The organism is Paracoccus salsus, assembly GCF_021556615.1.
Lineage (GTDB): Bacteria > Pseudomonadota > Alphaproteobacteria > Rhodobacterales > Rhodobacteraceae > Paracoccus > Paracoccus salsus.
On record NZ_JAKGGD010000007.1, the window covers coordinates 114,555 to 138,266 of the forward strand.

Here is a 23,712-nt window from a genome sequence, read left to right on the forward strand (position 1 = left end):
TGCGGTGCTCAGCCGCGCGGGTCGAGCAGCCGCGCCAGCACCCCGTCGCGGGTGATCACGCCGCCGCCCTCGACCGGCAATGCGTCGGTGCCGGCAAGCATGCCCATCACATCGCGCACCGGCATGTCGCGCGGCACGGGCTCACCCTGCGCCTCGCCCGGATGCGCCACATCGGACGCGGTCAACACGCCAAGCGGGTTCATGTGGGCCACGAAATCGGCCACATAGTCGTTGACCGGATTGGCGATGATCTCGCGCGCGGTGCCGATCTGGACGATCCGGCCACCCTCCATCAGCGCGATCCGGTTGCCCAGCTTGAAGGCTTCGTCCAGATCGTGGCTGACGAAGATGATGGTTCGCTGGGTCCGCTGCTGCAGTTCCAGCAACTCGTCCTGAAGACGGGCGCGAATCAGCGGGTCCAGCGCGCTGAAGGGTTCGTCCATCAGCAGGATCGGTGCTTCGGTCGCGAAGGCACGGGCCAGCCCCACGCGCTGCTGCATGCCGCCCGACAACTCTCCGACCTTGCGGTCGGCCCATTCCGACAGGCCGACCGTGTCAAGCTGCCGGTCGACCTTGTCCTTGCGTTCCCTGGCCGAAAGCCCCGCCAGTTCAAGCCCCAGCCCGACATTCTCGCGCACGGTGCGCCATGGCAGCAGCCCGAACTGCTGGAACACCATCGCGACATGGCGCAGCCTGATGTCGCGCAGCGCGCGCCGCCCGGCGGCCGTGACCGACACCATCTGCGCGCCGTCCCAGACGCGCACCTCGCCGCGGCAGACATCGTTCAGCGCATTCACCGCGCGCAGCAGGGTGGACTTGCCCGATCCGGACAATCCCATCAGCACCAGGATCTCGCCCTGCTTCACGTCCACGCTGCAATCATGCACGCCAAGCACCTGGCCGGTCTCGGCCTTGATCGGGCCACGCTCCAGCCCCTCGTCCATCAGCGGCAGGGCGGCTTCGGGGTGATCGCCGAAGACGATGCAGACCCGGTCGAATTCGACCGCGTTGGGGTGTGCCTCGGTCATTTCCGTCCCTCCATGCGCAGCATCCGGTCAAGAAGGATGGCGACCACGACGATCACGATCCCCGATTCGAAACCAAGCGCGGTGTTCACGCTGTTCAGCGCGCGGACGACCGGCACGCCCAGCCCCGAGGCCCCGACCAGTGCCGCGATGACCACCATCGACAGCGACAGCATGATCGTCTGGTTCAGCCCGGCCATGATCTGGGGCAGGGCGCTTGGCAGTTCGACCTTCCACAGAAGCTGGCGTCCGGTCGCGCCAAAGGCGCGCGCGGCCTCGACCAGCGCGGCGGGGGTGGACGCGATGCCAAGCTGCGTCAGGCGAATCGGCGCGGGCAGCACGAAGATCACGGTGGCCAGCAGGCCCGGCACCATGCCGATGCCGAAGAACACGATCGCCGGGATCAGATAGACGAAGGTCGGCAGCGTCTGCATCAGATCGAGGACCGGACGCATCCAGGCGTAAAGCCTTGGCCGGTGCGCCGCCGCGATGCCGATGGGCACGCCGATCGCCATGCAGACGATGCAGGCAGCCAGCACCAGCGTCAGCGATTGAAGGGTCTCGTCCCAGTATCCCTGGTTGAGGATGAACAGCAGCCCGGCGGCCACCAGCAGGCAGGTCCGCCAGTTGCGCTGCAAGGCCCAGGTCAGCGCCACGGCCAGCGCGATGAACAGGAACGGGTGCGGAAATTCCAGCGCCGCGAGGATCCTGTCGATCAGCCACTCCATGCCCGCCGAGATGCCATTGAACAGCCAGGCGGCATTCGTGTTCAACCAGTCGAAGATGGCCTTCGCGGTCTGGCCGACGGGGATCTTGTTGTCGGTCACCAGCGCTGTCAGCGGCTCCATGCGTCATTCCCTCCTTGCGATGTCGCGCGCCGGGCCCGGGCGGGCGCGGCACGCGATCCAGCGGTTCCGACGGCGGCCACGCGCGACGTGATCACGCGGGCCACGTGTTTCAGCCGTTCAGCGCGTCTGCCAGGGCGGCCTGGGCATCGTTGCCATCGACCGTCGTCACGCCGTCCAGCCAGGGCGTGGCGGCGTCCGGATTGTCCTTCAGCCAGGCCCTGGCGGCCTGCGCCGGGTTCTGACCATCATTCAGGATCCTGGCCATCACCTCGTTTTCCATCGCCAGGGTGAATTCGAGGTTCTGCAGGAACTGGCCGACATTCGGGCATTGCTCGACATAGCCATGGCGGGTGTTGGTGCGCACCTCGGCGCCGCCCAGATCGGGCCCGAACACGTCGTCGCCGCCGGCCAGATAGGTCATCTCGAACTGGGCGTTCATCGGATGCGGCTCCCAGCCGAGAAACACCACCGGCGTCGTGTCGCCAGCGCGCTGGACCTGCGCCAGCATGCCCTGTTCGCTGGATTCCACGACCTCGAACGTGCCCAGTCCGAACATGTCGTTGGCGACCATCTCGAGCAGCAGCCGGTTGCCGTCATTGCCCGGCTCGATCCCGTAGATCTTGCCGCCCAGGGCGTCCTTGTGCTCGGCGATCCTTGCGAAATCGTCGATGCCAAGATCCGCGCCCGCCTTGTTCGTGGCCAGCGTGTATTTCGCGCCCGTCAGGTTGGTGCGGACGGTATCGACGGTTCCCGATTCGGAATAGGGGGCGATGTCGGCCTGCATCGTCGGCATCCAGTTGCCCAGAAAGATGTCCACATCGTCGGTGGACATGGCGGTATAGGTCACCGGCACCGACAGGATCTTGGTCTCGGTCTGGTAACCCAGCGCCTCCAACACGGTCGAGGCCAGCGCGGTGGTGGCGGTGATGTCGGTCCAGCCGACATCCGAGAAGATCACCTCGCGGCATTCGTCGGGCTCGGCGGCGAAGGTTGCGGTGCCGGTCAGCGCAGTGGTCATGGCCAGCGCGGCGGCGATGCGGGAAAGGGTCATCTTCGGGCTCCCTGTTATTGATTGACCAGTCAATTAAAGATCGGTTACAGTCGGAAAGCAACCGAAAACTCCGACAGCAGGTCCATGATGCCGAAACTTGGTGCAGAGCCTATCCGAAAAGCCGCGCTGATCAACGCGGCGATTCAAGAGGTCGGGCGCGCCGGCTCGCTGGATGTGACGGTTGCGCAGATCGCGCGGTCCGCCGGCATGTCGCCGGCGCTGGCCCATCACTATTTCGGCTCCAAGGACCAGATGTTTCTGGCCGCGATGCGCCATATCCTGGCCGGATACGGCAGATCGGTCCATGACGCGCTGCCCGGAAAGGGTCCACGCGGGCGGCTGGACGCGATCGTCACCGCCAGCTTTGCGCCCCGGAACTTCCAGCGCGAGGTGATCAGCGCCTGGATCAACTTTTATGCGCTGGCGCTGACCAACGAACAGGCGGCACGCCTGCTGCGCATCTATCATTGCCGGCTGCATTCCAACCTGATCGTGGCCCTGCGCCCGCTGACCGGTCATCCGGCGCGCACGGCGCAGACGCTGGGTGCGCTGATCGACGGGGTCTATCTGCGGGCCGTGCTGACACCGGGACCGACCGATGCCGCGCTCGGCCTGAAAATCATCACCGAATATCTCGAGGAGGCGCTTGCATGAGCCGGTCCGACCCCACCCTGAACGCCCAGCCGGCCGCCAGCCTGTTCATTGACGGCCGCCCGGTGGAAGGGCAGGGCGACACCCTGCCGGTGTGCTATCCCTATACCGGCCAGGAAATCGCCAGCCTGCGCGAGGCCAGCCCCGAACAGGTCGCACAGGCCTGCGCGGTCGCGGCGGCGGCCCAGCCCGCATGGGCCGCGCTTGCGCCGGTCGAACGCGGCCGCGTGCTGAACCGCGCGGCGGCGATCATCCGCGACCGCAATGCCGCGCTGGCCCGGCTGGAAACGCTGGATACCGGCAAGCCGATCCAGGAAACGCTGGTCGCGGACTGGGAATCGGGCGCGCAGGCGCTGGAGTTCTTTGGCGGGCTGGCGGCCACGATCACCGGGCAGATGATCCCGCTTGGGCAGGACTGGGCCTATACGCGGCGTGAACCGCTGGGGGTCTGCGCGGGCATCGGGGCGTGGAACTATCCCAGCCAGATCGCCTGCTGGAAGGCCGCGCCGGCGCTGGTCATGGGCAATGCGATGGTCTTCAAGCCGTCCGAGGAAACCCCGCTAGGGGCCTTGAAACTGGCGGAAATTCTACTTGAAGCCGGGTTGCCCGCCGGCGTCTTCAACGTCGTGCAGGGACGCGGAGCGGTCGGCGAGTCGCTGGTCGGCGATCCCAACATCGCCAAGGTGTCGCTGACCGGCTCGGTCCCGACCGGGCGGCGCGTCTATGCCGCCGCCGCCAGCTTCATGCGCCATGTCACCATGGAACTGGGTGGAAAGTCGCCGCTGATCGTCTTTGATGACGCCAATCTGGAAGACGCGGTCAGCGCCGCCGTGCTGGCGAATTTCTATTCCGCGGGCCAGATCTGTTCCAACGGCACCCGCGTCTTCGTGCAGGAGGGCATCCGCCAGGGCTTTCTCGACCGGCTGGCCGAGCGTGTGCGGCATGTGAGGATCGGCGATCCCCTGGACCCCGCGACCCAGCACGGGCCGATCGTCAGCCCGGCACAGGCCGACAAGATCCGTGCGATGATCGCCGCGGGCCAGGCCGAGGGCGCGCGGATCCTGTGCGGCGGACCGGGCGAGGGTGCGTTCATCCCGCCGACCGTCTTCATCGACGCGACCGACGACATGACCATCGCGCGCGACGAGATCTTCGGCCCGGTCATGACCACGCTGGCCTTCTATGACGAGGACGAGGTCGTGGGGCGCGCCAATGCCACCGGGTTCGGTCTTGCGGCGGGCGTCTTCACCCGGGATCTGACCCGCGCCCATCGCGTCGCCGCCCGCGTCCAGGCCGGAACCTGCTGGATCAACGCCTACAACCTGACCCCGGTCGAGATGCCCTTCGGCGGCGTCAAGCTGTCCGGCATCGGGCGCGAGAACTCGGCCGCCGCGATCGAGCATTATTCGCAGCTGAAATCGGTCTATGTCGGCATGACGGGCGTCGAATCGCCCTACTGATCCCGACCGAAATCGCACATCTACAGGAGGTTATGGTTCCATGGCCCAGCCAGACTATGTCATCGTCGGCGCCGGCAGCGCAGGCTGCGCGCTGGCCTATCGGCTGACCGAGGCGGGGCGCACGGTCACCCTGATCGAATATGGCGGCAGCGATATCGGGATCTTCATCCAGATGCCCGGCGCGCTCAGCTATCCGATGAACATGCCGCGCTATGACTGGGGATTCTCGACCCTGCCCGAGGACCATCTGGGCGGGCGCAGGCTGGCCACGCCGCGGGGCAAGGTCCTGGGCGGATCGTCGTCGATCAACGGAATGGTGTTCGTCCGGGGCAACCGCAAGGATTTCGATCACTGGCAGGATGCCGGCGCCACCGGCTGGGGCTATGCCGATGTGCTGCCCTATTTCAAGCGCATGGAAAGCTGGCATGGCGGCTCCTCGCCCTGGCGCGGTGCGGACGGCCCGCTGCACATAACCCGCGGCAAACGCAAGAACCCGCTGTTCAACGCCTTCATCGAGGCAGGGCATCAGGCCGGCTGGCCCCGCAACGACGATTACAACGGCCAGCATCAGGAAGGGTTCGGACCGATGGAGGCGACCATCTGGAAAGGGCGCCGCTGGTCGGCCGCCAACGCCTATCTGCGCCCGGCCCGCAAATCCGGAAAGCTCACCGTGCTGCGGGGGCTGGCCCGGCGCGTGCTGTTCGACGGGAAGCGCGCCTGCGGCGTCGAGATCGAGCGGAAAGGCCGGATCGAGCAGGTCCGGGCCGGGCGCGAGGTGATCCTGTCGGCCAGTTCGATCAACACCCCCAAGCTGCTCATGCTGTCCGGCATCGGCCCCGCCGATCACCTGCGCGAGCATGGCATCGAAATTCGCGCCGATCGCCCCGGCGTCGGCGCCAATCTGCAGGATCACCTCGAGATCTACATGCAGTACAAGTCGCTGAAGCCGGTCAGCCTGTACACCTACTACAACCTTCTGGGAAAAGGTCGGGTCGGGGTCGAGTGGATCCTGCAGAAGACCGGGCTCGGCGCGTCGAACCAGTTCGAAAGCTGCGGGTTCATCCGTTCCGGCGACGCCGCCGATTATCCCGACATCCAGTATCATTTCCTGCCTCTGGCGGTCCGCTACGACGGCAAGGTGGCCGCCAAGGGCCACGGCTTTCAGGCACATGTCGGGCCGATGCGGTCAAAATCCCGCGGCACCGTTCGGCTGGCCTCGGCAGACCCGGTTGAGGCGCCCGGAATTCACTTCAATTACATGTCGCATCCCGATGACTGGAAAGAGTTTCGGGCTTGCGTCCGCAAGACGCGCGAGATCTTCGGCCAGCCCGCTTTCGCCGAATATCGCGGCGACGAGATCCAGCCGGGCGACGCGATTCAAAGCGACGAACAGATCGACGCGTTCATTCGCGAGCACGCGGAATCGGCCTACCATCCCTGCGGCACGGCCAGGATCGGTCGCGCAGAAGATCCCTGGGCGGTGGTCGATCCGCAGTTGCGGGTGATCGGGGTCGACGGGCTGCGCGTGGCCGACAGCTCGGTCTTTCCGCGCATCACCAACGGCAATCTGAATGCGCCCTCGATCATGACCGGTGAGAAGGCCGCCGATCACATCCTGGGCGTCCAGATGCCCAGGGCCGACCCGGATGCGCTGGCGGATGCCGGGTGAAACCGTATTCTGACCGGTCGGACCCGCGGTTGCCGGCCCGGCCGGTTCAGCCTTCGTCGGCGGCGCCGTTCTGCCTCAGCCCCGCGACGGCCGCCGTCAGGCCCTCGGCCGGGACGCCGCGCAGCAGCTCCTGACCGATGACGAAGGTCGGCGTTCCCTGGATCGCCATGCGCTCGGCCAATTGCCGGTTCTCGCGCAGCACGGCGCTGACGGACTCGGTGTTCATGGTGTTCACCACCGCGTCGGCCTCGACCCCGATCTGGTCGGCGATCTTCGACAGGGCCTCGATCGTGGCCCCGCTGCGCAGCTCCATCAACGCGTCATGGGCCTTCATATAGGCTTCGTCGCCGGCAATCTGCTTGACCGCGATCGCAAAGCGGGACGAGGCCTCGCTATCCTGTCCAAGGATCGGAAATTCCTTCAGGATCAAGCGGATGTTACCATCATCCTGAACCAGATCGTGAACTTCGTCGTTGAAGCGGCGGCAGACCCCGCAGCGATAGTCGATGAATTCCACGACCGTCAGGTCGCCGTCCGGGTTGCCGCCGATCCAGCTGTGGCCGTCCTCGAAGATCGCCTCGCGATTGGCCGTGACCAGTTCCTTGTCGTTGATCGCCGCGTCGGCCGCGCGGCGCTCTTCCAGCACGTTGATCGATTCGATCAGGACCTCGGGGTTGGCCATCAGGTATTCGCGCACCGCCTCTCCGAAATCGGCTTTTTCCTGCTGGGACATGGTCGAGATATCGAACGCGAAGGTCGGGGTCGCGGTCAGAAGCAGTGCGGCGATCAGGCGTTTCATCGAGGTCCTCGTCTCTGGGTAGCGCGCAGCTTGGCCCGACTGCCGCCGCTTGGCAAGAAAGCCCGCAACACGGCTGCGTGAAAGCCGCAAAAGGCTAGAGTCGGGACGCGTCGCGCGCTATGACGAGAAAAAACCATGATCGAGGCCCGAGCAATGCGAGAATCCGTCCGCGGACAGGTCGATCCGTTCATCGTCATGGACGTCATGCAGGCCGCCGCCCGCGCCGAGGCCGAGGGCCGCCACATCATCCACATGGAGGTCGGCCAACCCGGCACGCCGGCGCCGGAACGCGCAAGGGCGGCGCTGGCACGGGCCTTGTCGCAGCCGCTCGGATACACGGTCGCGCTGGGGTTGCCGCGGCTGCGGCAAGGCATCGCGGGGCTGTATCGCCGCTGGTACGGGATCGATCTGGACCCGGCGCGGGTGGTGGTCACACCGGGCAGCAGCGGCGCCTTCATCCTGGCCTTCTCGGCGCTGTTCGATGCGGGGGACCGCGTCGCGATGGGTTTTCCCGGCTATCCCAGCTATCGCCAGATCCTGCGGGCGATGTCTCTGGAACCGGTCGGCATCCCGACTCGCCCCGAGGATCGCTATCAGCCGCGCGCGCAGGACCTGCCGGACGCGCAGGGCCTGATCCTGGCCTCGCCCGGCAATCCGTCGGGAACGGTGCTGCGCCGCGACGAGCTGCGCGCGCTGACCGATGCGGCGGCGGCAAGGGACATGGCGGTCATCTCGGACGAGATCTATCACGGCCTGTCCTATGGCGAGCGCTGCCATTCCGCGCTTGAAGTGACGGATGAGGTTTTCGTCATAAACTCTTTCAGCAAATACTTTTCCATGACGGGCTGGCGGGTCGGCTGGATGGTCGTTCCCGAACGCCATCTGCGCACGGTCGAGCGGCTGGCCCAGAACATGTTCATCTGTCCGCCCCATGCCAGCCAGGTGGTCGCGCTGGCGGCGCTGGACTGCATCGACGAGGCCGAGGCCAATCTTGCCGTCTATGCCGCGAATCGCAGCATGATGCTCGAGGAGCTGCCGAAGGCCGGCTTCACCAGGATCGCGCCGCCGGAAGGGGCGTTCTACATCTATGCCGACATCTCGGATCTGACCGACAACTCGCTGCGCTTTGCCGAGGAGATCCTGGCGGGCGCGGGCGTCGCGGTCACGCCGGGGCTGGACTTCGATCCCGACCGCGGCGCCCGCACGCTGCGGTTCAGCTATGCCCGCGCGACCGGCGACATCGCCGAAGGTCTGCGGCGCCTGAAGGAATTCATGGACCGGCGATGAGGTATCTGGCGCTGATCCTTGCCCTGCTTGTTTCGCTTGCTCCGGTCGCGGCGCAGGAAACGGCGCAGCTTGTGCCGGGAGCCTCGGCGCTGACGACGACCGGGCGCGGCTGGGGTGGCCCGCCGCCGATGAAGCTGCACCTGACGCTGACCCGGGCGGTCCCCTATCGGGTTTTTCTGGTCGGCGATCCGATCCGGTTGATCGTCGATCTGAAGGGCGTGGATCCGACAGCCATGCGCGCTCAGGACCTGTTCGGGGCCGATCTTGTGCCGGCGATCCGCTGGGGGCGCCATCAGCGCGGCTGGTCGCGGCTGGTCATCGAGTTGCCCGGCCCCTATCGCGTCGAAAGCGCGGGCCAAAGGACGACCGCGCCGCAGCCCGAGATCACCGTGGCGCTGCGGCCGGTCAGCACCGACGCGTTCGCCCCGCGGGCCAGCGCCGCGACCGCGTTGCGCGATCTGCCGGCCGCCGCCGATCTGCCGCCGGCCGTCCGGCCGGACGGGCTGGTGGTGGCGCTGGACCCCGGGCATGGCGGGGTCGATTCCGGCGCGCAGGCCGGGGGCGAAACCGAGGCCCATCTGGTCCTGTCCTTCGCCCATCAACTGCGCGCCGCGCTGGAGGCGCGCGGCGTGACCGTCGCCATGACCCGCGAGGATGACAGTTTCGTCCCGCTCGAGGATCGGATGACCCGTGCCCGGCGCGCGGGCGCCGCGCTGTTCCTGTCGCTGCATGCCGATGCGCTGCCTTCGGGGCAGGCCGCGGGGGCGACGGTCTATTTGTGGAACCCGGCCTCGGACGATCGCGCCGCGCAGCAACTGGCGCTGCGGCATGACCGCGCGGATCTGCTGGCCGGCATCGATCTGGCCGGCGAGGACGACATGCTGGTCGCTACGCTGATGGATTTCGCGCGCACCGACACCCAGCCGAGATCGGAGAATTTTGCGCGCTGGCTGACCTCGCGGATGGCGCTGATGGGGATCGGGATGCATGGCAGGCCGGTGCAGGGCGCGGCTTTCTCGGTGCTGAAATCGCCCGACATGCCCTCGGCGCTGCTGGAACTGGGCTTCATCTCGGACGAGACGGACCGCGCCAACCTGACCGATCCGGCGTGGCGCGCGCGGATGGTCGAGGTGGTGGCCGACGCGGTCACGGGCTGGGCGCGCGACGATGCCGTGCGCGCGGCGATGCTGCGGCGCTGAGCGGGCCGCGCGCGCGGCACGGTGATGACCCAGTGTTGTTTTGACCCGTGGCCGGCCGGCCGCTATAGACGGGCAAGTGATTGAAAGGCGTTCGGACGTGTTGCGCAGCATCCTGTCATTCTTCGGTGCGATCTTTTCCTGGGTCGTGACGGCCGGCTTCTTCGCGGCGCTGACGCTTGGGGGCATTTTCTGGGTCTATTCGCGCGATCTGCCCAGCCACGAGGCGCTGGCGCAATACGCGCCCAAGACCATCAGCCGGATCTATTCGGGCGAGGGTCGGCTGATCGACGAGTTCGCCGAGGAACGCCGCCTGTTCGTGCCGGTCGAGGAAATTCCCGACCTGGTGAAGGAAGCCTTCATCAGCGCCGAGGACAAGAATTTCTACGCCCATCCCGGCTATGACGTGCGCGGCATCTTCGGCGCGGCCTATCAGGCGGTCAGTTCCGGCGGCGCGACCATGCGCGGCGCCTCGACCATCACTCAGCAGGTGATGAAGAACTTCCTTTTGTCCAGCGACCGCAGCGTCGAGCGCAAGGTCAAGGAACTGATCCTGGCCTCGCGGCTGGAGCGGACGCTGTCCAAGGACCAGATCCTGGAGCTGTATCTCAACGAGATTTTCCTGGGCCAGAACAGCTTTGGCGTCGCCGCCGCCGGGCAGACCTATTTCAACAAGTCCCTGGCGGAACTGGCCCCGCACGAGGCCGCGATGCTGGCAGCCATGCCTCAGGCGCCCGGGCGGTATCACCCGGTGCGGGCCAAGGAACGGGTGACCGAACGGCGCAACTATGTCCTGCGCGAGATGTGGCAGAACGGCCATCTCGAGAGGGCGACCTACGAAGCCGAGGCCAGGCTGCCGCTGAAATCGGTCCAGAACGGAGATTATCCGTCCTTCAACAGCCAGATGCCGGCCCGCGACTACTTCACCGACGAGATCCGCCGCCAGCTGAGCCGCGAGTTCGGCCACGAGGAGTTCTTTGGCGGCGGTCTGACGATCCGCGCCACGGTCGAGCCGCGGCTGCAGGAATCGGCCGCGAACGCGCTGCGCGTCGCGCTGGAGGATTACGACCGGGGCCGCGGCGTCTGGCGCGGGACGGGCGAGACGATCGCATCCGAGCAGCGCAAGGACGAGGCCGCCTGGCGCGGCGCGCTTTACGAAACCCGCGTTCCGCGCGACATTCCCGGCTGGTATCCGGCGGTCGTGCTTGAACTGGGGGCGAACGACGCACGGATCGGCATCGAGGGCATCGAGGAGGATGCCGACGGCCACTGGGTCCCGGCGCAGGACGTGACATGGGCACGCAAGCTGCGCGCGGACGGATCGCTTGCGCCCAGGGCCCAGGTCGCCGGCGACCTGGTCGCGGTGGGCGATGTGGTCCTGGTCCGCGCCCTGACCCGCGATGGCAGCGACGACTTCATGCGCTGGAGCCTGCGGCAGGTTCCGCAGGTGCAGGGCGGGTTCATGGCGATGGACGTGAATACCGGGCGTGTGATGGCGATGCAGGGCGGGTTCAGCTATCAGTCCTCGGTCTTCAACCGCGCGACGCAGGCCATGCGGCAGCCTGGGTCCAGCTTCAAGCCCTTCGTCTATGCCGCGGCGCTGGACAACGCCTATACCCCCGCCACCATTGTCGTGGACGAGCCGATCCGCATCGATACGCCCTACGGCTTGTGGGAGCCCAGGAACGCCTCGGGCCGTCACTACGGTCCGACGCCGCTGCGGACCGGGATCGAGCAGTCGCGCAACCTGATGACGATCCGCATCGCGCAGGATATCGGCATGGACACGGTGGCCCGGTATGCCGAGAAATTCGGGGTCTATGGACGGCTTCAGCCGTTTCTGGCCAACGCGCTCGGCGCTCAGGAAACCACGCTGTTCCGGATGGTGGCCGCCTATGCGATGTTTGCCAATGGCGGTGAGCGGGTCGAGCCGACCCTGGTGGACCGGGTCCAGGACCGGCGCGGGCGAACCGTCTATCGCCACGACAAGCGGGTTTGCGAGACCTGCGGCATGCAGGCCCTGCCGGCTGGCGAGGGTCCGGTGATCGACAGCAACCGCGAACGCGTGATGGATGCCGTGACCGCCTATCAGCTGACCTCGATGATGGAGGGCGTGGTCCAGCGCGGTTCGGGCAAGGGCGTCGACCTGCCGGTGCCGATCGCCGGCAAGACCGGCACCACCAACGACGCGAAGGATGTCTGGTTCATCGGTTATTCCAGCAACATCGTCGCCGGCTGCTATCTGGGCTATGACCAGCCGCGCACGCTGGGGTCGAACGCCTATGGCGGCACGCTGTGCGTGCCGGTCTTCAACGCCTTCATGCGCGAGGCGGTGCGGGAATTCGGCGGCACCGAGTTCAAGGTCCCGCCGGGCGGGCACTGGGTCAAGATCGATCGCGTCACCGGCCAGCGCCTGCCCGACGACGCCAGCGGCGCGAACGTCATCGCCGAGTATTTCCGTGACGGCACCGATCCCGACTGGCTTTCGCCCTATATCGTCTCGGGCTTCGGCGATGGCGACGTGGTGCTGCCATGGCAGGCCGGAGCCTCGGCGCGCGAGGCCACCTCGATCACCACCTCGACCGGTCAGCGCAAGGTCATCCCCAAGAAGACGGATTTCGGCACCATGTCGTCGGGCGGATTGTACTGAGCCGGCCTGTGGCATGGCGTCCCGCGAAGGCCGGGGGGCTCGCCGCCCCCCGGACCCCCCGGACCCATCCTCGCGAATGTCGGCCCGCCGGCCCGGCGCGGCCTCAGGGGCAGGGCTGGTTCGTCCAGGCATCCGGATCGGTCGCGCGGTAGCATCTCTGCCGGGTGCCGTAGCCGGACGGGATCGCGAAGACGCGCCCCTCGACCTGCGGATCCGGGCGCAGGTCGAATTCGACGACATGCTGCATCGTCCGGACCGAGTCGTCGGCCAGCTGGTTCAGGGTCAGGACCACCGCACCGCGCCCGTCACCGGAATAGGCGTCCAGGGTCTCGCTGTAATTGCCCTCGACCGGCTCGCTGCTGCCAAGCCCGGCCTGCAGCGCAGCCGCCGCCTCGGGCAGCAGCTCGGCCCCGCTCAGCCCGAGCGTGGCCGTATCCTGCAGGGCATAGTCGGCCGGGTTCAGCGCCGGCGCGGTCGGCCAGTCGCCGGTGGTGGTCGTGCCCGGCGACGGGGCACAGGCGGCCATGGCGAGGCACAAGGCGAGGGTCATCGAATAGCTGCGCATCATGATCGGCATCTCCTTTCGGACCTTGCAAGAACACGGGGCGGGGTTCCCCGCAGCGATGGTCCGTATCATGCGCCTGCGCCGCGCGCATTTCCAGACCGCCTGCGTCCGCCGCCCCAGCGGACGTACCTGCGGACACCCGTGCGGACACCCCTGCCGACGCAAGCGCTGCCGGACGGGAGGTCGGCCGGAAACGCGCGGTCCGGTCGCGGCGATCGCCTCTTCCAGCGCCGAGGCGATGGCGCGCAGCATGATCCAGCTCGACGCGGCTCCGGGATCGATATGGCCGATCGACCGCGTGCCAAGCCTGGCCGAACGGCCGCGCCGGGATTGCATCCCGACGGTTGCCTTCATGCCGGCCTCGTCCCCGTCGCATAGAGCGGCCCCGACGACGCGCCCACCGCGTCCAGGAAAGCCCTGGCCATGCGCCCGCAACCGGCCTCGATCGTCTCGTCCCGGGTTGCGCTGGACAGCACGTCCTGCACGGCTTTCCAGCCGATCTCCGTGGTGACGCCGTGATCGAGGCGCCGGCCATGTCCAGCGAGGTCGCGTATTCCCCGACCCGCGAGCGATGGATGCTGACGCCGCGCGCATTCAGCACCTGCCTGAGGCGGTCGACGATGATGCAAAGCTCGACCAGCGCGGTCGAGCCCAGCCCGTTGACCAGCACGGCGACCCGGTCGCCGGGGTCGGGCGCCATCTCGGACAGGATCGCGGCCAGCCGATCGTCCGTGACGCGATCCGCGCTCGCCAGCGTTTCGCGCCGGATGCGGCCCGGCCCGGGCACACGCTGCCGCCGCTCAGCCCAGCCAGACATCCAGAAACAGCATGATCACGAGCCCGATTGCCAGACCCAGCGTCGCCTGCCTCTGGTGCCCGCAGCGATGGGTTTCGGGGATGATCTCGTGGCTGATGACATACAGCATCGCACCCGCCGCGAAGGCGAGGCCCCAGGGCAGGAGCGCCGTCGAGAAGGTGACGACCCCGGCCCCGATGAGGCCGCCCAGAGGCTCGACCAACCCGGTCAGCGCCGCGACCCCCCAGGCCCGCGATCTTGAATACCCCTCGGCCAGCAGCGAAACCGCCACGGCGAGCCCCTCGGGCGCGTTCTGAAGCCCGATCCCGATGGCGATGGGCAGCCCGCCCTGAAGCCCGCCCCCGCCAAAGCCGACGCCCACCGCCAGACCTTCGGGAAAGTTGTGGATCGTGATTGCGATGACGAACAGCCAGACCCGCTGCAACGAGGCCGCCCGGCCCCCCTCGCGCCCGGTCTGGAAATGCTCGTGCGGCAGATATTCGTTCATCAGCGCGATGGCGCCCATGCCGATGAGGATCGCGATGCAGACGATCGCAGCGGGCCCGGCGCGGCTGTCATGGCGAGACCCGGCGGCCTCCAGCGCCGGGATGATGAGCGAAAAGAACGAGGCCGACAGCATGACTCCGGCCGCAAATCCAAGGGCAAGATCGCGGGTCCGAGGCGAGGGCACGCGCCCGAACAGGACCGGGATCGCGCCGATTGCGGTCATCAATCCTGCCGCCAGGCTGCCCAGGAAACCCAGCATGAGAGGCGAGAGCGTGGTCACGGTCCGGTCCTTTCCGAGACCCGGCCGGCAACGGTGCCGGGCAGGCCGGCTCAGACCATAGCCCGCGACATGGGCCTGTCGAGTGCCCGCCGTGCCCGGGCGGGCGCGCGTCCGCTTGAAAAGCCGCGCAAGCGGACGCCGCCAAGACGCGCCGCGAATCCGTCCCGCGCCGGCTGACGCGGGGGGCGGAACGCCTCGTCCCCTTGTGAGTCGGTACCGTGCAAGCTATCTGTCGCCCCTGAAACTTCGAGGGAAACCGCCCATGCGCGCCGAGACGCAGTCCAGAATCGAGGCCATCCGCAAGTCGCTGACCCTGCTGGGGCAGCGCATGGACTGGCAGACCGCACCGCATCGTCTGGAAGAGATGAACGCGATGATCGAGGATGGCGATCTGTGGTCCGATCCGGCCCGCGCGCAGAAGCTGATGCGCGAGCGGCAGGCCCTGTCGGACGCGATCGAGACCTATCGCCGGATCGACGACGACCTGACCGCCAATGCCGAGATGGTCGAACTGGCCGAGGCGGAGGGCGACCCCGAACTGGTCGCCGAGGCAGAGGCCAACCTGAGATCCCTGGCCGATCTGGCCGCGCAGAAAGAGCTGGAGGCGTTGCTGAACGGCGAGGCCGACGCGAACGACACGTTCCTCGAGATCAACGCCGGGGCGGGCGGCACCGAAAGCTGCGACTGGGCGGCGATGCTGGCGCGCATGTATGTCCGTTGGGCCGAGAAGAAGGGCTACGAAGTCGAACTGGTATCGGAAACCCAGGGCGAGGAAGCCGGCATCCGCAGCGCCGCCTACAAGATCAGCGGGCACAACGCCTATGGCTGGCTGAAATCGGAATCGGGCGTACACCGGCTGGTGCGCATCTCGCCCTATGACAGCGCCGCGCGGCGTCACACCAGCTTCAGCAGCGTCTGGGTCTACCCGGTCGTGGACGAGAATATCGAGATCACGGTGCCCGACAACGAGATACGGATCGACACCTACCGGTCCTCGGGCGCGGGCGGACAGCATGTGAACACCACCGACTCGGCGGTGCGGATCACCCACCTGCCGACCGGGATCGTCGTCACCTCGTCAGAGAAATCGCAGCACCAGAACCGCGCCAATGCCATGGCCGCGCTGAAATCCCGGCTCTACGAGATGGAGTTGCGGCGCCGCACCGAAAGCATACAGGCGCAGCACGACGCCAAGGGCGATGCCGGCTGGGGCAACCAGATCCGGTCCTATGTGCTGCATCCCTACCAGATGGTGAAGGATCTGCGCACCGGCGAGGAAACCAGCGACACGCAGGGCGTTCTGGACGGCGCCCTTGACACCTTCATGGCGGCGACGCTGGCGATGGATGTGGCCGGCAAGAGCCGCGCCGAGGCGCAGGCTGACGACTAGCATGCCGACGCCGTGCCACGCTTCGGACAGCGGCGCGGCCAGCATGCCGAAGCGGCAGCTGGGCCGGGGCGGGCCCCTGGTCGGCGCTGTCGCGCTGGGGACGATGAATTTCGTCGGCAGCTATGGTGAGGCCGATTCCGGCGACGCGCTGCGCTGCATGGAAGCCTGTCTCGACATGGGCGTCGATCATCTCGACACCTCGAATGTCTATGGTTCGGGCCGCGCCGAGGACTTGCTGGCGCGGTTCCTGAAAAAGTTCCGGCACCGCGTGGTCCTGGCCAGCAAATGCGCGATCCCGCGCGATCCCGGCCATCCGTTCGACAATTCGCGGCCTTCGCACGCGACCATGGCCAGAGCGCGGCCGCGATGGCGATCGCCTGGGTGCTGGCGCGCGGGCCGCATGTGATCGCGCTGCCGGGTTCGCGCAGCATCGCGCATATGCGCGACAACATCCGCGGCGCGACCCTCACGCTGACCGCGACCCAGAGGGACGAGATCGCGCGCCTCCTTCCCGTCGGCTGGGCGCATGGCGCGCGCCATGGCGAGGCCATGTCGCGCGGGCCGCAGCCCTATTGCTGACAGCGTGCCGCGGCGCGGCCAGGCTGCCGAAACGTGCCGCGCGGATGACGGGCCCTTGAGAGCCCGGACCGCAGACTCGGATCTGCGCCCGAATTTGCGGGGCGGTTCCTGCGGTCAGCAAGTCAGGGCATCTTCCATCGGCGGAGGGATTGCGTGCCGTTTCGATCCTGCTCTCGCCGGTCGGCCATGCGGCCGTGACCCGCAAAGCCCCGGCCGATTTTGGGGTGACGGTGCTCGTCGTCCCGTCTGGCCATCGTCATCGCCATGATGCCGGGCTTCGTGACGCTGCGCGATATCCTGATCCCGCTGGCGGCCATCCTCGCCGGCGCAACGCGCGCTGCATCGCGCAACCCTTGCGGTGCTGCCGAGGGTGACTACTATGCTGCATGTGCAAAACGGGGGCGCGGGCGGATGGAAGACAAGAGCATCAATCTGGCCTTGCAGGGCGGCGGCGCGCATGGCGCCTTCGCCTGGGGCGTGCTGGACCGGCTTCTGGACGAGAACTGGCTGCATATCGCCGCGATCAGCGGCACATCCGCCGGTGCGCTGAACGGCGCCGCCCTGAAGGCCGGGTTGGCGCGCCATCCGGGCCCGCAGGGGCGACGTGCCGCGCGCCAGAACCTGGACTGCCTGTGGGGCGAGATCGGCCAGCTTTCGGACAACCGCATGGTGCGCTGGATGCATTCGCTGATGCCGCTGCCGCGCAGCATGCATCGCCTGACCGAGATGTTCTCGCCGGCCGCCTGGCTGGACGGGCTGAACCGGATCTTCAGCCCCTATGATTACGGCCCGTTCTACCTCAATCCGCTGGGTCCGGTCCTGCGCGAGTTGCCCTATCCGGATTTCGGCAATGATCGCGGTCCGCAACTCTTTGTCAGTGCCACGAATGTCCGGACCGGGCGTATCCGGGTCTTCACCCGCCTGGCCGTGTCGGTCGAGGCGGTGATGGCCTCGGCCTGCCTGCCGACGCTGTTCCAGGCCGTCGAGCTGCGCGATCCCGACACGGGCCGGATCGAGGCGTTCTGGGATGGCGGGTTCACCGGCAACCCGGCGCTTTTCCCGCTGTATCGGGCTGACCTGCCGCGCGACATCATGATCGTGCACATCAACCCGCTGATCCGGGACGGGGTGCCCAAAAGCCCGGTCGAGATCACCGACCGCGAGAACGAGATCAGCTTCAACAGCGCCCTGATGTCCGAGTTGCGGGCGATCAACTTCGTCAAGCGCCTGCACGCCGAGGAACGGCTGCACAACCGCGCCATGAAGAACCCGCTGATCCACATGATCCTGGACGACCTGCTGATGAACGACCTGAATGCCCGGTCAAAGGTGATGCCGGCGCCCGGCCTGCTGGCACGCATGAAGAAGGCGGGGCAGGTGGCGGCGGACCGGTTCCTCAACGATCACGCCGACGCGCTGAATGTTCAGGACAGCGTCGATCTGTCCGAACTGCTTCGGGGATCAGGCGTCGTCGGATAGACCGGCCGGACCCCGCCCCCGCCTCGCCCTGCGAAGGGCGTCCTGCAAGGCTGCAAGGGCCGGAGCGGCGGGGTCTCGGGGTGACGCAGCCGCGGATCGGAACGGCCGGGATTCGCGCCCGGTCAGGCGGGGTTCGTCATCGCGATCGCGATTTCGGCCGCCAGCCGCGCGTTGTTCAGCACCAGCGCGATGTTCGAGGTCAGCGACTTGCCGCCGGTCAGATGGAAGATCTGTTGCAGCAGGAAGGGAGTCACGGATTTCGCCGCGATGCCCTGCTGTTCGGCCTCGTCCAGCGCGCGCAGGATCACCGGCAGGATCTGGGACTGGGTGATCTCGTCGGCTTCGGGGATCGGGTTGGCGACCAGCTGGCCACCCGGAAGCCCCAGCCGCGCGCGCATCCGGGCCGCGGCGGCGATCTCGGCGGGGCTGTCCATGCGAAGCGGGGCCGGGATGCCGCTGCTGCGCGACCAGAAGGCCGGCAACTCGTCCTGGCCATAGGCGATCACCGGCACCCCCAGCGTTTCCAGAACCTCCCACGTCTTGGGCAGGTCGAGGATCGCCTTGGCACCCGCCGCGACCACGGTGACGGGGGTCTGCGCCAGTTCCTGCAGATCGGCCGAGATGTCGAAGCTGTGCTCGGCGCCGCGGTGCACGCCGCCGATCCCGCCGGTGGCGAACACCCGGATGCCTGCCAGATGCGCGCAGATCATGGTGGCGGCGACGGTCGTCGCGCCGGTGCGGCCGTTCGCCAGGCAGACCGCCAGATCGGCGCGGCTGAGCTTCATCACCTCATCGGGCGGGGTGCGGGCCAGTTGGTGCAGGCTGTCATCGGTCAGGCCGACATGGATCCGGCCCCCCATCACGGCAAGGGCCGCGGGCGTCGCGCCGATGACGCGGATCACCTCTTCGACCTCTCGGGCCATGTCCAGATTCTGCGGATAGGGCATGCCGTGGGTGATGATCGTGGATTCCAGCGCAACAACGGGGCGGTCCTCCGCCAGCGCCTCGGCGACCTCGGGAGAGTACAGCAGGGGGGCATCGGTCATCGCGGGGGTCCTTTGGTCCAGAGCGTTCGAGAGAAGGGGCGTCAAGCGGATGACAGGCAGCGCCTAGGGCATGTCGCGGCCCGACACATGCGCGGCCGAGGCCTCGACGGCCTGGCGCAGCGCCGCGTCGCGCGGCCGGTTCGCGATCCCGGCCGCCAGATGCGCGGCCAGGAAGCAGTCGCCCGCGCCGGTCACCCGTGCGACCGCGACGGACGGCGGGGCGGCGATCAGCGTCGGGCCGTTCGCGATCGCCTCGGCCGCCGGATGGGGGCCGTCGGTGACCAGAACCCGTGCGGCACCGCGGGCCACCACCGCCTCGGCGGCGCTGGCCGCGTCGGGGCAGGCGCGACCGGCCAGGATCTCGGCCTCCAGCCGGTTCAGGTAAAAGCAGCCGCGCCGCGCGGCGATCAGGGGTTCCAGCCGCTCTGCCTTGCCGGGGCTTGCCGGCACCAGCCGCAGATCGGCAGCGCCCAGACGCGCATCGCGGACGATCGCGGCCAGCAGATCCTCGGTCACGTTCCCATCCAGCACGACCGGGCCGGTCCAGCCGGCCAGATCATCGTCCAGCGGCGCAAGGATCGTCGCGCCGGCCGCTTCGAGGCCATGGGCATCGGCGATGGCCGCGATCAGCCCCTGGCTGTCCTCGATTCCCATGTAGCAATCCGTGGGCAGGCCGCCATCGCGGGTCAGCCACCGGGTCAGCACGCCGAGCCGTTCGGCTTCGGCCACCAGCGCCGCGCCCTCGGGATCGCGGCCGACGGCGGACAGCACGGCCGGGGCAAGACCCCAGCGGGCCAGCGCGACCGCGACGTTCAACGCGACGCCGCCTGGCATGTGACGGATCCGGCCCGGCACGTCCGCGCCGGGCGCCATCCGGCGCGGGGCGCGACCGATCACGTCCCACAGCATCGCGCCGATGCACAGGATGTCGGGGCGCGTGCTCATTCCGGGGTCCATTCCTTCAGCTCCGTTTCCAGGAAACGCTCGAACGCATCCAGATCCACCGGGTCGAACTGTCCGAAGCCCTGCATCCAGACCGAGGCCGTTCGCATCCCCTGGGGGTCCAGCTTGCACCAGGTGATCCGGCCGCGGCGTTCCTGCCGGATCAGCCCGGCCGCCGCAAGCACCGCCAGATGCTTCGAGATCGCGGCAAGGCTCATCGCGAAAGGCTGGGCGACGTCGCTGACCGCCATGTCGTCTTCCAGCAGCATCGACAGCACACGCCGCCGCGTCGGGTCGGCAAGCGCGGCGAAAATCAGGTCCAGCCCGTCATGCACGGGGGCGGTCATGGCGGTGGACAGCGGGGGGGCATGGCGGGATCCGGATGCGCAGGGTCTGGGAAAGCTCAACTTGCCGGTTGAGTATTGATCGGGAGCGAACCGGATTGCAACCCGGAGGCCGGAATCGGGCGCGAGGGAAAGTGACGGAATATCAATATGCTATGCGCGTCCCTCTGTTGCTTGACTTGGGAGGCGATCCACCCTAGACACCCCATCGAGCGATAACGGGGGCGTGAGAGATGGCCGAGAGGCCCCGGAGCGGCGAAGACAGGGATGCGGATGCCTCCCGTCTGAGCGATCTGGAGGCGCGACTGGCCAGGTTGACGCCCAAGCCGAAGGCCAAGGGCCCGATGGCGGGCCATGACCAGGCGCATCTGGCATGGCGGATGGTGATCGAGATCGTGGCCGGCATCGGGATCGGCTTCGGGATCGGTTTCGGTTTGGATCATCTGTTCGGCACCACGCCGTTCCTGATGATCCTGTTCTTATTCCTCGGCTTCGCGGCCGGTATCAAGGTGATGATGCGGACCGCGGCCGAACTTGGCAGAACCCCCGGCAAGCCGCCGGGAACGGATGAGAGGGATTGATCGTGGCGACCGAAGCGCAAGGTGAAGAAGCCGGCCTGGCCTTCCACCCGATGGACCAGTTTCTCGTCAAGCCGCTGTTCGGCGACGGGCCGGTCCACTGGTACACCCCCACGAATGTCACGCTGTGGCTGTTCATCATCGTGATCGCCATTACCGCCTTGCTGGTCATGGGCACCCGCGGACGTGCGATCGTGCCGAACCGCGTCCAGTCCATCGCCGAGCTTGCCTATGGCATGATCCACAAGATGGTCGAGGATGTCGTCGGCAAGGACGGGCTGAAATATTTCCCCTACATCATGACGCTGTTCATGTTCATCGTGTTCGCCAACATGCTGGGTCTGCTGCCCAAGGCCTTTACCGTCACCTCGCATATCGCGGTGACAGGGGTTCTCGCGATGGCGGTGTTCCTCAGCGTGACGGTGCTGGGTTTCGTCAAGAACGGCACGCATTTCCTGGGGCTGTTCTGGGTCACGTCGGCGCCGCTGGTGCTGCGGCCGGTGCTGGCGATCATCGAGGTGATTTCCTACTTCGTGCGCCCGGTCAGCCATTCCATTCGTCTTGCCGGCAACATGATGGCAGGCCACGCGGTCATCAAGGTGTTCGCAGGCTTTGCCGCGATCGCGGTGATCTCGCCCGTGTCGATCCTGGCCGTGACGGCCATGTACGGGCTGGAGGTGCTGGTCGCCTTCATCCAGGCCTATGTGTTCACGATCCTGACCTGCGTCTATCTGAAGGACGCGCTGCATCCGGGCCACTAGGCGCCGCGCATCAGGGTTCCGCTTCAATCAGAATTCAAATCTTCCAACCGCAAGGAGTATCATCATGGAAGGGAATATCGCCGAACTGGGTCAGTACATCGGTGCCGGTCTGGCTGCCATCGGTTCTGGCGCCGCCGCAGTCGGTGTGGGCAACGTTGCCGGCAACTTCCTGTCGGGCGCGCTGCGCAACCCGTCGGCAGCAGCCGGTCAGACCGCCACGCTGTTCATCGGCATCGCCTTCGCGGAAGCTCTGGGGATCTTCGCGTTCCTCGTCGCGCTTCTGCTGATGTTCGCGGTCTGATCCACCCCATCCTTGCGGCGGGGTGGGGGCGCAACGCGCGTTCCCGCCCCTTCGTGACCTTAAAGGCCAAGGGGTAGGATATGTTCAGCCTGTTGCAAGAGGCCGCCACCACCGCGGCCGAACATTCTGAAGACGCCGCCGAGCTGGTGTCGCAGCACGGTGAGACCGCCGCGCATGAAGCCGAGGCGGCAGCGCACGCGGCCGAGGGCGCAACCGGCATGCCGCAGCTTGATTTCAGCACGTTCCCGAACCAGATCTTCTGGCTCGTGGTCGCGCTGGGGCTGCTGTACTGGGTGCTGTCGCGGATCGCGCTGCCCCGGATCGCCGCGGTCATTTCGGACCGTCAGGGTGCCATCACCGGCGATCTGATGGCTGCCGAGGAATTCAAGCGCAAGGCGCGCGAGGCCGAGGCGGCCTATGACAAGGCGCTGGCGGACGCGCGCAGCGAGGCACAGAAGATCGTCGCCGCCAACCGTGCCGAGATCCAGAAGGATCTGGATGCCGCGATCGCGCATGCCGATGCCGAGATCGCCGCGCGCACGGCGGAATCGGAAAAGCGCATCGCCGAGATTCGCGATTCGGCCGCGACGGACGCCCGCGAGGTCGCCCGTGACGTGACCGCCGAACTGGTCCGCAGCTTTGGCGGGAGCGTCGACGAGAATGCGCTCGACAAGGCAGTGGACAGCCGCATCAAGGGGGCCGTGCAATGACAAGACTGAGTGCCATCGCGCTGATCGCGCTGAGTGCCGGCCCCGCAGCTGCGGCCACCGGCCCGTTCTTCTCGCTGCGCAACACCGATTTCATCGTGCTGCTGGCCTTCCTTCTGTTCGTCGGCATCCTTGTCTACTACAAGGTGCCCACGATCATCGGCTCGCTGCTGGACAAGCGCGCCGACGGCATCCGCAAGGATCTGGACGAGGCTCGCCGTCTGCGCGAGGAAGCGCAGGAAATCTATGCCAGCTTCGAGCGGCGCCAGCGCGAGGTGAAGGGTCAGGCGGACGAGATCGTCGCCAATGCCAAGCGCGAGGCCGATGCGCAGGCCACCAAGGCGAAGGAGGATCTGAAGCGCTCGATCGAGCGTCGCCTTCAGGGCGCCGAGGACCAGATCGCCAGCGCCGAGAAGGACGCCGTTCGCGCCGTGCGCGATCAGGCCGTCAGGGCCGCGGTCGGAGCCGCGTCCGAACTGCTGGCAGGTCAGGTGCAGGCCGGCAACCGCTCGGCGGGGATCGACGACGCCATCGAAGACGTGGCGCGCCTTCTGAACTGAGAAAACCGCCCGTCATCGACGGAGCACCGGTTTCAACGAGGGACATGAGGGACCCCCGGCCATCCAGGCCGGGGGTTCTTTCATGCGGCATGATCGTCTGCTCGCGCGCATGAAAGGTCTTGGTCGGCAGCAGGACTGCCGCGCAGGAAAGGACAAGGCGACCGGCATGGATGGCGCATCGCGGCGCCGATCTGCCCTGGGGAACCCGTAGCCTGTCGCTGACGTCTTCGGGCAGGAAAAC

Annotated in this window: 24 protein-coding genes and 3 pseudogenes; 15 read left to right on the forward strand and 12 right to left on the reverse strand. The window is 67.4% G+C overall.

The features are described 5' to 3' along the window. Positions 1 to 8 precede the first annotated feature (8 nt). The 3 genes from choV to choX form a co-directional block, all read right to left on the reverse strand. Entirely contained in the window at positions 9 to 1,028 is a 1,020-nt protein-coding gene (gene choV, locus L1965_RS13845) for a choline ABC transporter ATP-binding protein (protein WP_235757042.1), read from the reverse strand. Continuing rightward, positions 1,025 to 1,873 carry a choline ABC transporter permease subunit gene (gene choW, locus L1965_RS13850; RefSeq protein WP_235757043.1) on the reverse strand — a complete coding sequence of 283 codons (849 nt, stop codon included), beginning with the start codon at positions 1,871 to 1,873 and terminating at the stop codon, positions 1,025 to 1,027. The genes choV and choW overlap by 4 nt, the downstream gene beginning before the upstream one ends. A gap of 109 nt (positions 1,874 to 1,982) precedes the next feature. Beyond that, entirely contained in the window at positions 1,983 to 2,924 is a 942-nt protein-coding gene (gene choX, locus L1965_RS13855) for a choline ABC transporter substrate-binding protein (protein WP_235757044.1), read from the reverse strand. A gap of 87 nt (positions 2,925 to 3,011) precedes the next feature. On the opposite strand from choX, the gene betI reads away from it, so the two are divergent. From betI to betA, 3 genes are read left to right on the forward strand one after another with little or no spacing between them, the layout of a single operon-like run. Continuing rightward, positions 3,012 to 3,578, forward strand: a complete 567-nt coding sequence (gene betI / locus L1965_RS13860) for a choline-binding transcriptional repressor BetI (RefSeq protein ID WP_235757112.1) — start codon at positions 3,012 to 3,014, stop codon at positions 3,576 to 3,578. A gap of 17 nt (positions 3,579 to 3,595) precedes the next feature. Beyond that, positions 3,596 to 5,035, forward strand: coding sequence for a betaine-aldehyde dehydrogenase (gene betB, locus L1965_RS13865; protein ID WP_235757113.1), 1,440 nt, complete (start codon positions 3,596 to 3,598; stop codon positions 5,033 to 5,035). 40 nt (positions 5,036 to 5,075) lie between these two features. Then, entirely contained in the window at positions 5,076 to 6,704 is a 1,629-nt protein-coding gene (gene betA / locus L1965_RS13870) for a choline dehydrogenase (protein WP_235757045.1), read from the forward strand. A 46-nt stretch (positions 6,705 to 6,750) separates the two neighbouring features. On the opposite strand, the gene L1965_RS13875 is transcribed toward betA, so the two are convergent. Further along, positions 6,751 to 7,503, reverse strand: a complete 753-nt coding sequence (locus L1965_RS13875) for a DsbA family protein (RefSeq protein ID WP_235757046.1) — start codon at positions 7,501 to 7,503, stop codon at positions 6,751 to 6,753. 153 nt (positions 7,504 to 7,656) lie between these two features. On the opposite strand from L1965_RS13875, the gene L1965_RS13880 reads away from it, so the two are divergent. The 3 genes from L1965_RS13880 to L1965_RS13890 all read left to right on the forward strand — a co-directional run bounded on the left by L1965_RS13880 (position 7,657) and on the right by L1965_RS13890 (position 12,636). Beyond that, entirely contained in the window at positions 7,657 to 8,790 is a 1,134-nt protein-coding gene (locus L1965_RS13880) for a pyridoxal phosphate-dependent aminotransferase (protein ID WP_235757047.1), read from the forward strand. After that, positions 8,787 to 9,989, forward strand: coding sequence for an N-acetylmuramoyl-L-alanine amidase (locus L1965_RS13885; protein WP_235757048.1), 1,203 nt, complete (start codon positions 8,787 to 8,789; stop codon positions 9,987 to 9,989). The genes L1965_RS13880 and L1965_RS13885 overlap by 4 nt, the downstream gene beginning before the upstream one ends. Positions 9,990 to 10,086: 97 nt before the next feature. Continuing rightward, positions 10,087 to 12,636 (forward strand): penicillin-binding protein 1A, encoded by a 2,550-nt coding sequence (locus tag L1965_RS13890; protein ID WP_235757049.1) that lies wholly within the window; start codon positions 10,087 to 10,089, stop codon positions 12,634 to 12,636. A gap of 103 nt (positions 12,637 to 12,739) precedes the next feature. Here the strand turns inward: L1965_RS13890 and L1965_RS13895 are convergent, their stop codons facing one another. The 5 genes and pseudogenes from L1965_RS13895 to L1965_RS13900 form a co-directional block, all read right to left on the reverse strand. Continuing rightward, positions 12,740 to 13,204 carry a hypothetical protein gene (locus L1965_RS13895; RefSeq protein ID WP_235757050.1) on the reverse strand — a complete coding sequence of 155 codons (465 nt, stop codon included), beginning with the start codon at positions 13,202 to 13,204 and terminating at the stop codon, positions 12,740 to 12,742. Positions 13,205 to 13,447: 243 nt separating this feature from the next. After that, a pseudogene (locus L1965_RS16180) lies at positions 13,448 to 13,555 on the reverse strand (DAK2 domain-containing protein); the annotation flags it as partial. Continuing rightward, positions 13,552 to 13,686, reverse strand: a complete 135-nt coding sequence (locus L1965_RS16185; RefSeq protein ID WP_369334678.1) for a hypothetical protein — start codon at positions 13,684 to 13,686, stop codon at positions 13,552 to 13,554. The gene L1965_RS16185 and the pseudogene L1965_RS16180, both read right to left, overlap by 4 nt. Positions 13,687 to 13,775: 89 nt before the next feature. After that, a pseudogene (locus L1965_RS16190) lies at positions 13,776 to 14,018 on the reverse strand (dihydroxyacetone kinase subunit DhaK); the annotation flags it as partial. Further along, positions 14,002 to 14,784, reverse strand: coding sequence for a ZIP family metal transporter (locus L1965_RS13900; RefSeq protein ID WP_235757051.1), 783 nt, complete (start codon positions 14,782 to 14,784; stop codon positions 14,002 to 14,004). The pseudogene L1965_RS16190 and the gene L1965_RS13900, both read right to left, overlap by 17 nt. 262 nt (positions 14,785 to 15,046) lie before the next feature. Between L1965_RS13900 and prfB the strand changes: the two genes are divergently transcribed. The 4 genes and pseudogenes from prfB to L1965_RS13920 all read left to right on the forward strand — a co-directional run bounded on the left by prfB (position 15,047) and on the right by L1965_RS13920 (position 18,232). Continuing rightward, positions 15,047 to 16,174 carry a peptide chain release factor 2 gene (prfB, locus tag L1965_RS13905; protein WP_235757052.1) on the forward strand — a complete coding sequence of 376 codons (1,128 nt, stop codon included), beginning with the start codon at positions 15,047 to 15,049 and terminating at the stop codon, positions 16,172 to 16,174. Between the two features lie 103 nt (positions 16,175 to 16,277). Then, a pseudogene (locus tag L1965_RS13910) lies at positions 16,278 to 16,411 on the forward strand (aldo/keto reductase); the annotation flags it as partial. Positions 16,412 to 16,459: 48 nt separating this feature from the next. Beyond that, positions 16,460 to 16,753, forward strand: a complete 294-nt coding sequence (locus L1965_RS13915; protein ID WP_235757053.1) for an aldo/keto reductase — start codon at positions 16,460 to 16,462, stop codon at positions 16,751 to 16,753. Between the two features lie 411 nt (positions 16,754 to 17,164). Further along, positions 17,165 to 18,232 carry a patatin-like phospholipase family protein gene (locus L1965_RS13920; protein WP_235757114.1) on the forward strand — a complete coding sequence of 356 codons (1,068 nt, stop codon included), beginning with the start codon at positions 17,165 to 17,167 and terminating at the stop codon, positions 18,230 to 18,232. 122 nt (positions 18,233 to 18,354) lie between these two features. On the opposite strand, the gene L1965_RS13925 is transcribed toward L1965_RS13920, so the two are convergent. From L1965_RS13925 to L1965_RS13935, 3 genes are all read right to left on the reverse strand, one after another. Continuing rightward, positions 18,355 to 19,278 carry a pseudouridine-5'-phosphate glycosidase gene (locus tag L1965_RS13925; protein WP_235757054.1) on the reverse strand — a complete coding sequence of 308 codons (924 nt, stop codon included), beginning with the start codon at positions 19,276 to 19,278 and terminating at the stop codon, positions 18,355 to 18,357. 63 nt (positions 19,279 to 19,341) lie between these two features. Next, positions 19,342 to 20,223, reverse strand: a complete 882-nt coding sequence (locus tag L1965_RS13930; protein ID WP_235757055.1) for a PfkB family carbohydrate kinase — start codon at positions 20,221 to 20,223, stop codon at positions 19,342 to 19,344. Further along, entirely contained in the window at positions 20,220 to 20,567 is a 348-nt protein-coding gene (locus L1965_RS13935) for an ArsR/SmtB family transcription factor (protein ID WP_241865537.1), read from the reverse strand. The genes L1965_RS13930 and L1965_RS13935 overlap by 4 nt, the downstream gene beginning before the upstream one ends. 230 nt (positions 20,568 to 20,797) lie before the next feature. On the opposite strand from L1965_RS13935, the gene L1965_RS13940 reads away from it, so the two are divergent. The 5 genes from L1965_RS13940 to L1965_RS13960 all read left to right on the forward strand — a co-directional run bounded on the left by L1965_RS13940 (position 20,798) and on the right by L1965_RS13960 (position 23,471). Next, complete coding sequence (locus L1965_RS13940; RefSeq protein ID WP_235757056.1) at positions 20,798 to 21,145, forward strand: AtpZ/AtpI family protein; 348 nt, start codon at positions 20,798 to 20,800, stop codon at positions 21,143 to 21,145. 2 nt (positions 21,146 to 21,147) lie between these two features. Then, positions 21,148 to 21,903 (forward strand): F0F1 ATP synthase subunit A, encoded by a 756-nt coding sequence (locus L1965_RS13945; RefSeq protein ID WP_235757057.1) that lies wholly within the window; start codon positions 21,148 to 21,150, stop codon positions 21,901 to 21,903. 64 nt (positions 21,904 to 21,967) lie between these two features. Next, positions 21,968 to 22,204: a F0F1 ATP synthase subunit C gene (locus tag L1965_RS13950; RefSeq protein WP_101751961.1), complete on the forward strand. Its 237-nt coding sequence runs from the start codon at positions 21,968 to 21,970 to the stop codon at positions 22,202 to 22,204. Positions 22,205 to 22,284: 80 nt separating this feature from the next. Continuing rightward, a complete protein-coding gene (locus L1965_RS13955; RefSeq protein WP_235757058.1) occupies positions 22,285 to 22,914 on the forward strand; it encodes a F0F1 ATP synthase subunit B' in 630 nt (209 codons plus the stop codon). Further along, a complete protein-coding gene (locus tag L1965_RS13960) occupies positions 22,911 to 23,471 on the forward strand; it encodes a F0F1 ATP synthase subunit B (protein WP_235757059.1) in 561 nt (186 codons plus the stop codon). The genes L1965_RS13955 and L1965_RS13960 overlap by 4 nt, the downstream gene beginning before the upstream one ends. The last annotated feature ends 241 nt before the right edge of the window (positions 23,472 to 23,712 follow it).

Excerpts from the sequence above, each read along its gene's own strand:
- choV (WP_235757042.1), bottom strand. The coding sequence starts at position 1,028 with ATGACCGAGGCACACCCCAACGCGGTCGAATTCGACCGGGTCTGCATC.
- L1965_RS13920 (WP_235757114.1), top strand. The coding sequence starts at position 17,165 with ATGGAAGACAAGAGCATCAATCTGGCCTTGCAGGGCGGCGGCGCGCAT.
- L1965_RS13955 (WP_235757058.1), top strand. The coding sequence starts at position 22,285 with ATGTTCAGCCTGTTGCAAGAGGCCGCCACCACCGCGGCCGAACATTCT.
- L1965_RS13885 (WP_235757048.1), top strand. The coding sequence starts at position 8,787 with ATGAGGTATCTGGCGCTGATCCTTGCCCTGCTTGTTTCGCTTGCTCCG.
- L1965_RS13930 (WP_235757055.1), bottom strand. The coding sequence starts at position 20,223 with ATGAGCACGCGCCCCGACATCCTGTGCATCGGCGCGATGCTGTGGGAC.
- prfB (WP_235757052.1), top strand. The coding sequence starts at position 15,047 with ATGCGCGCCGAGACGCAGTCCAGAATCGAGGCCATCCGCAAGTCGCTG.
- L1965_RS13880 (WP_235757047.1), top strand. The coding sequence starts at position 7,657 with ATGCGAGAATCCGTCCGCGGACAGGTCGATCCGTTCATCGTCATGGAC.
- L1965_RS13935 (WP_241865537.1), bottom strand. The coding sequence starts at position 20,567 with ATGACCGCCCCCGTGCATGACGGGCTGGACCTGATTTTCGCCGCGCTT.
- choW (WP_235757043.1), bottom strand. The coding sequence starts at position 1,873 with ATGGAGCCGCTGACAGCGCTGGTGACCGACAACAAGATCCCCGTCGGC.
- L1965_RS13950 (WP_101751961.1), top strand. The coding sequence starts at position 21,968 with ATGGAAGGGAATATCGCCGAACTGGGTCAGTACATCGGTGCCGGTCTG.
- L1965_RS13915 (WP_235757053.1), top strand. The coding sequence starts at position 16,460 with ATGCGCGATCCCGCGCGATCCCGGCCATCCGTTCGACAATTCGCGGCC.
- L1965_RS13940 (WP_235757056.1), top strand. The coding sequence starts at position 20,798 with ATGGCCGAGAGGCCCCGGAGCGGCGAAGACAGGGATGCGGATGCCTCC.
- L1965_RS13925 (WP_235757054.1), bottom strand. The coding sequence starts at position 19,278 with ATGACCGATGCCCCCCTGCTGTACTCTCCCGAGGTCGCCGAGGCGCTG.
- L1965_RS13875 (WP_235757046.1), bottom strand. The coding sequence starts at position 7,503 with ATGAAACGCCTGATCGCCGCACTGCTTCTGACCGCGACCCCGACCTTC.
- L1965_RS13895 (WP_235757050.1), bottom strand. The coding sequence starts at position 13,204 with ATGATGCGCAGCTATTCGATGACCCTCGCCTTGTGCCTCGCCATGGCC.
- L1965_RS13960 (WP_235757059.1), top strand. The coding sequence starts at position 22,911 with ATGACAAGACTGAGTGCCATCGCGCTGATCGCGCTGAGTGCCGGCCCC.
- betA (WP_235757045.1), top strand. The coding sequence starts at position 5,076 with ATGGCCCAGCCAGACTATGTCATCGTCGGCGCCGGCAGCGCAGGCTGC.
- choX (WP_235757044.1), bottom strand. The coding sequence starts at position 2,924 with ATGACCCTTTCCCGCATCGCCGCCGCGCTGGCCATGACCACTGCGCTG.
- betI (WP_235757112.1), top strand. The coding sequence starts at position 3,012 with ATGCCGAAACTTGGTGCAGAGCCTATCCGAAAAGCCGCGCTGATCAAC.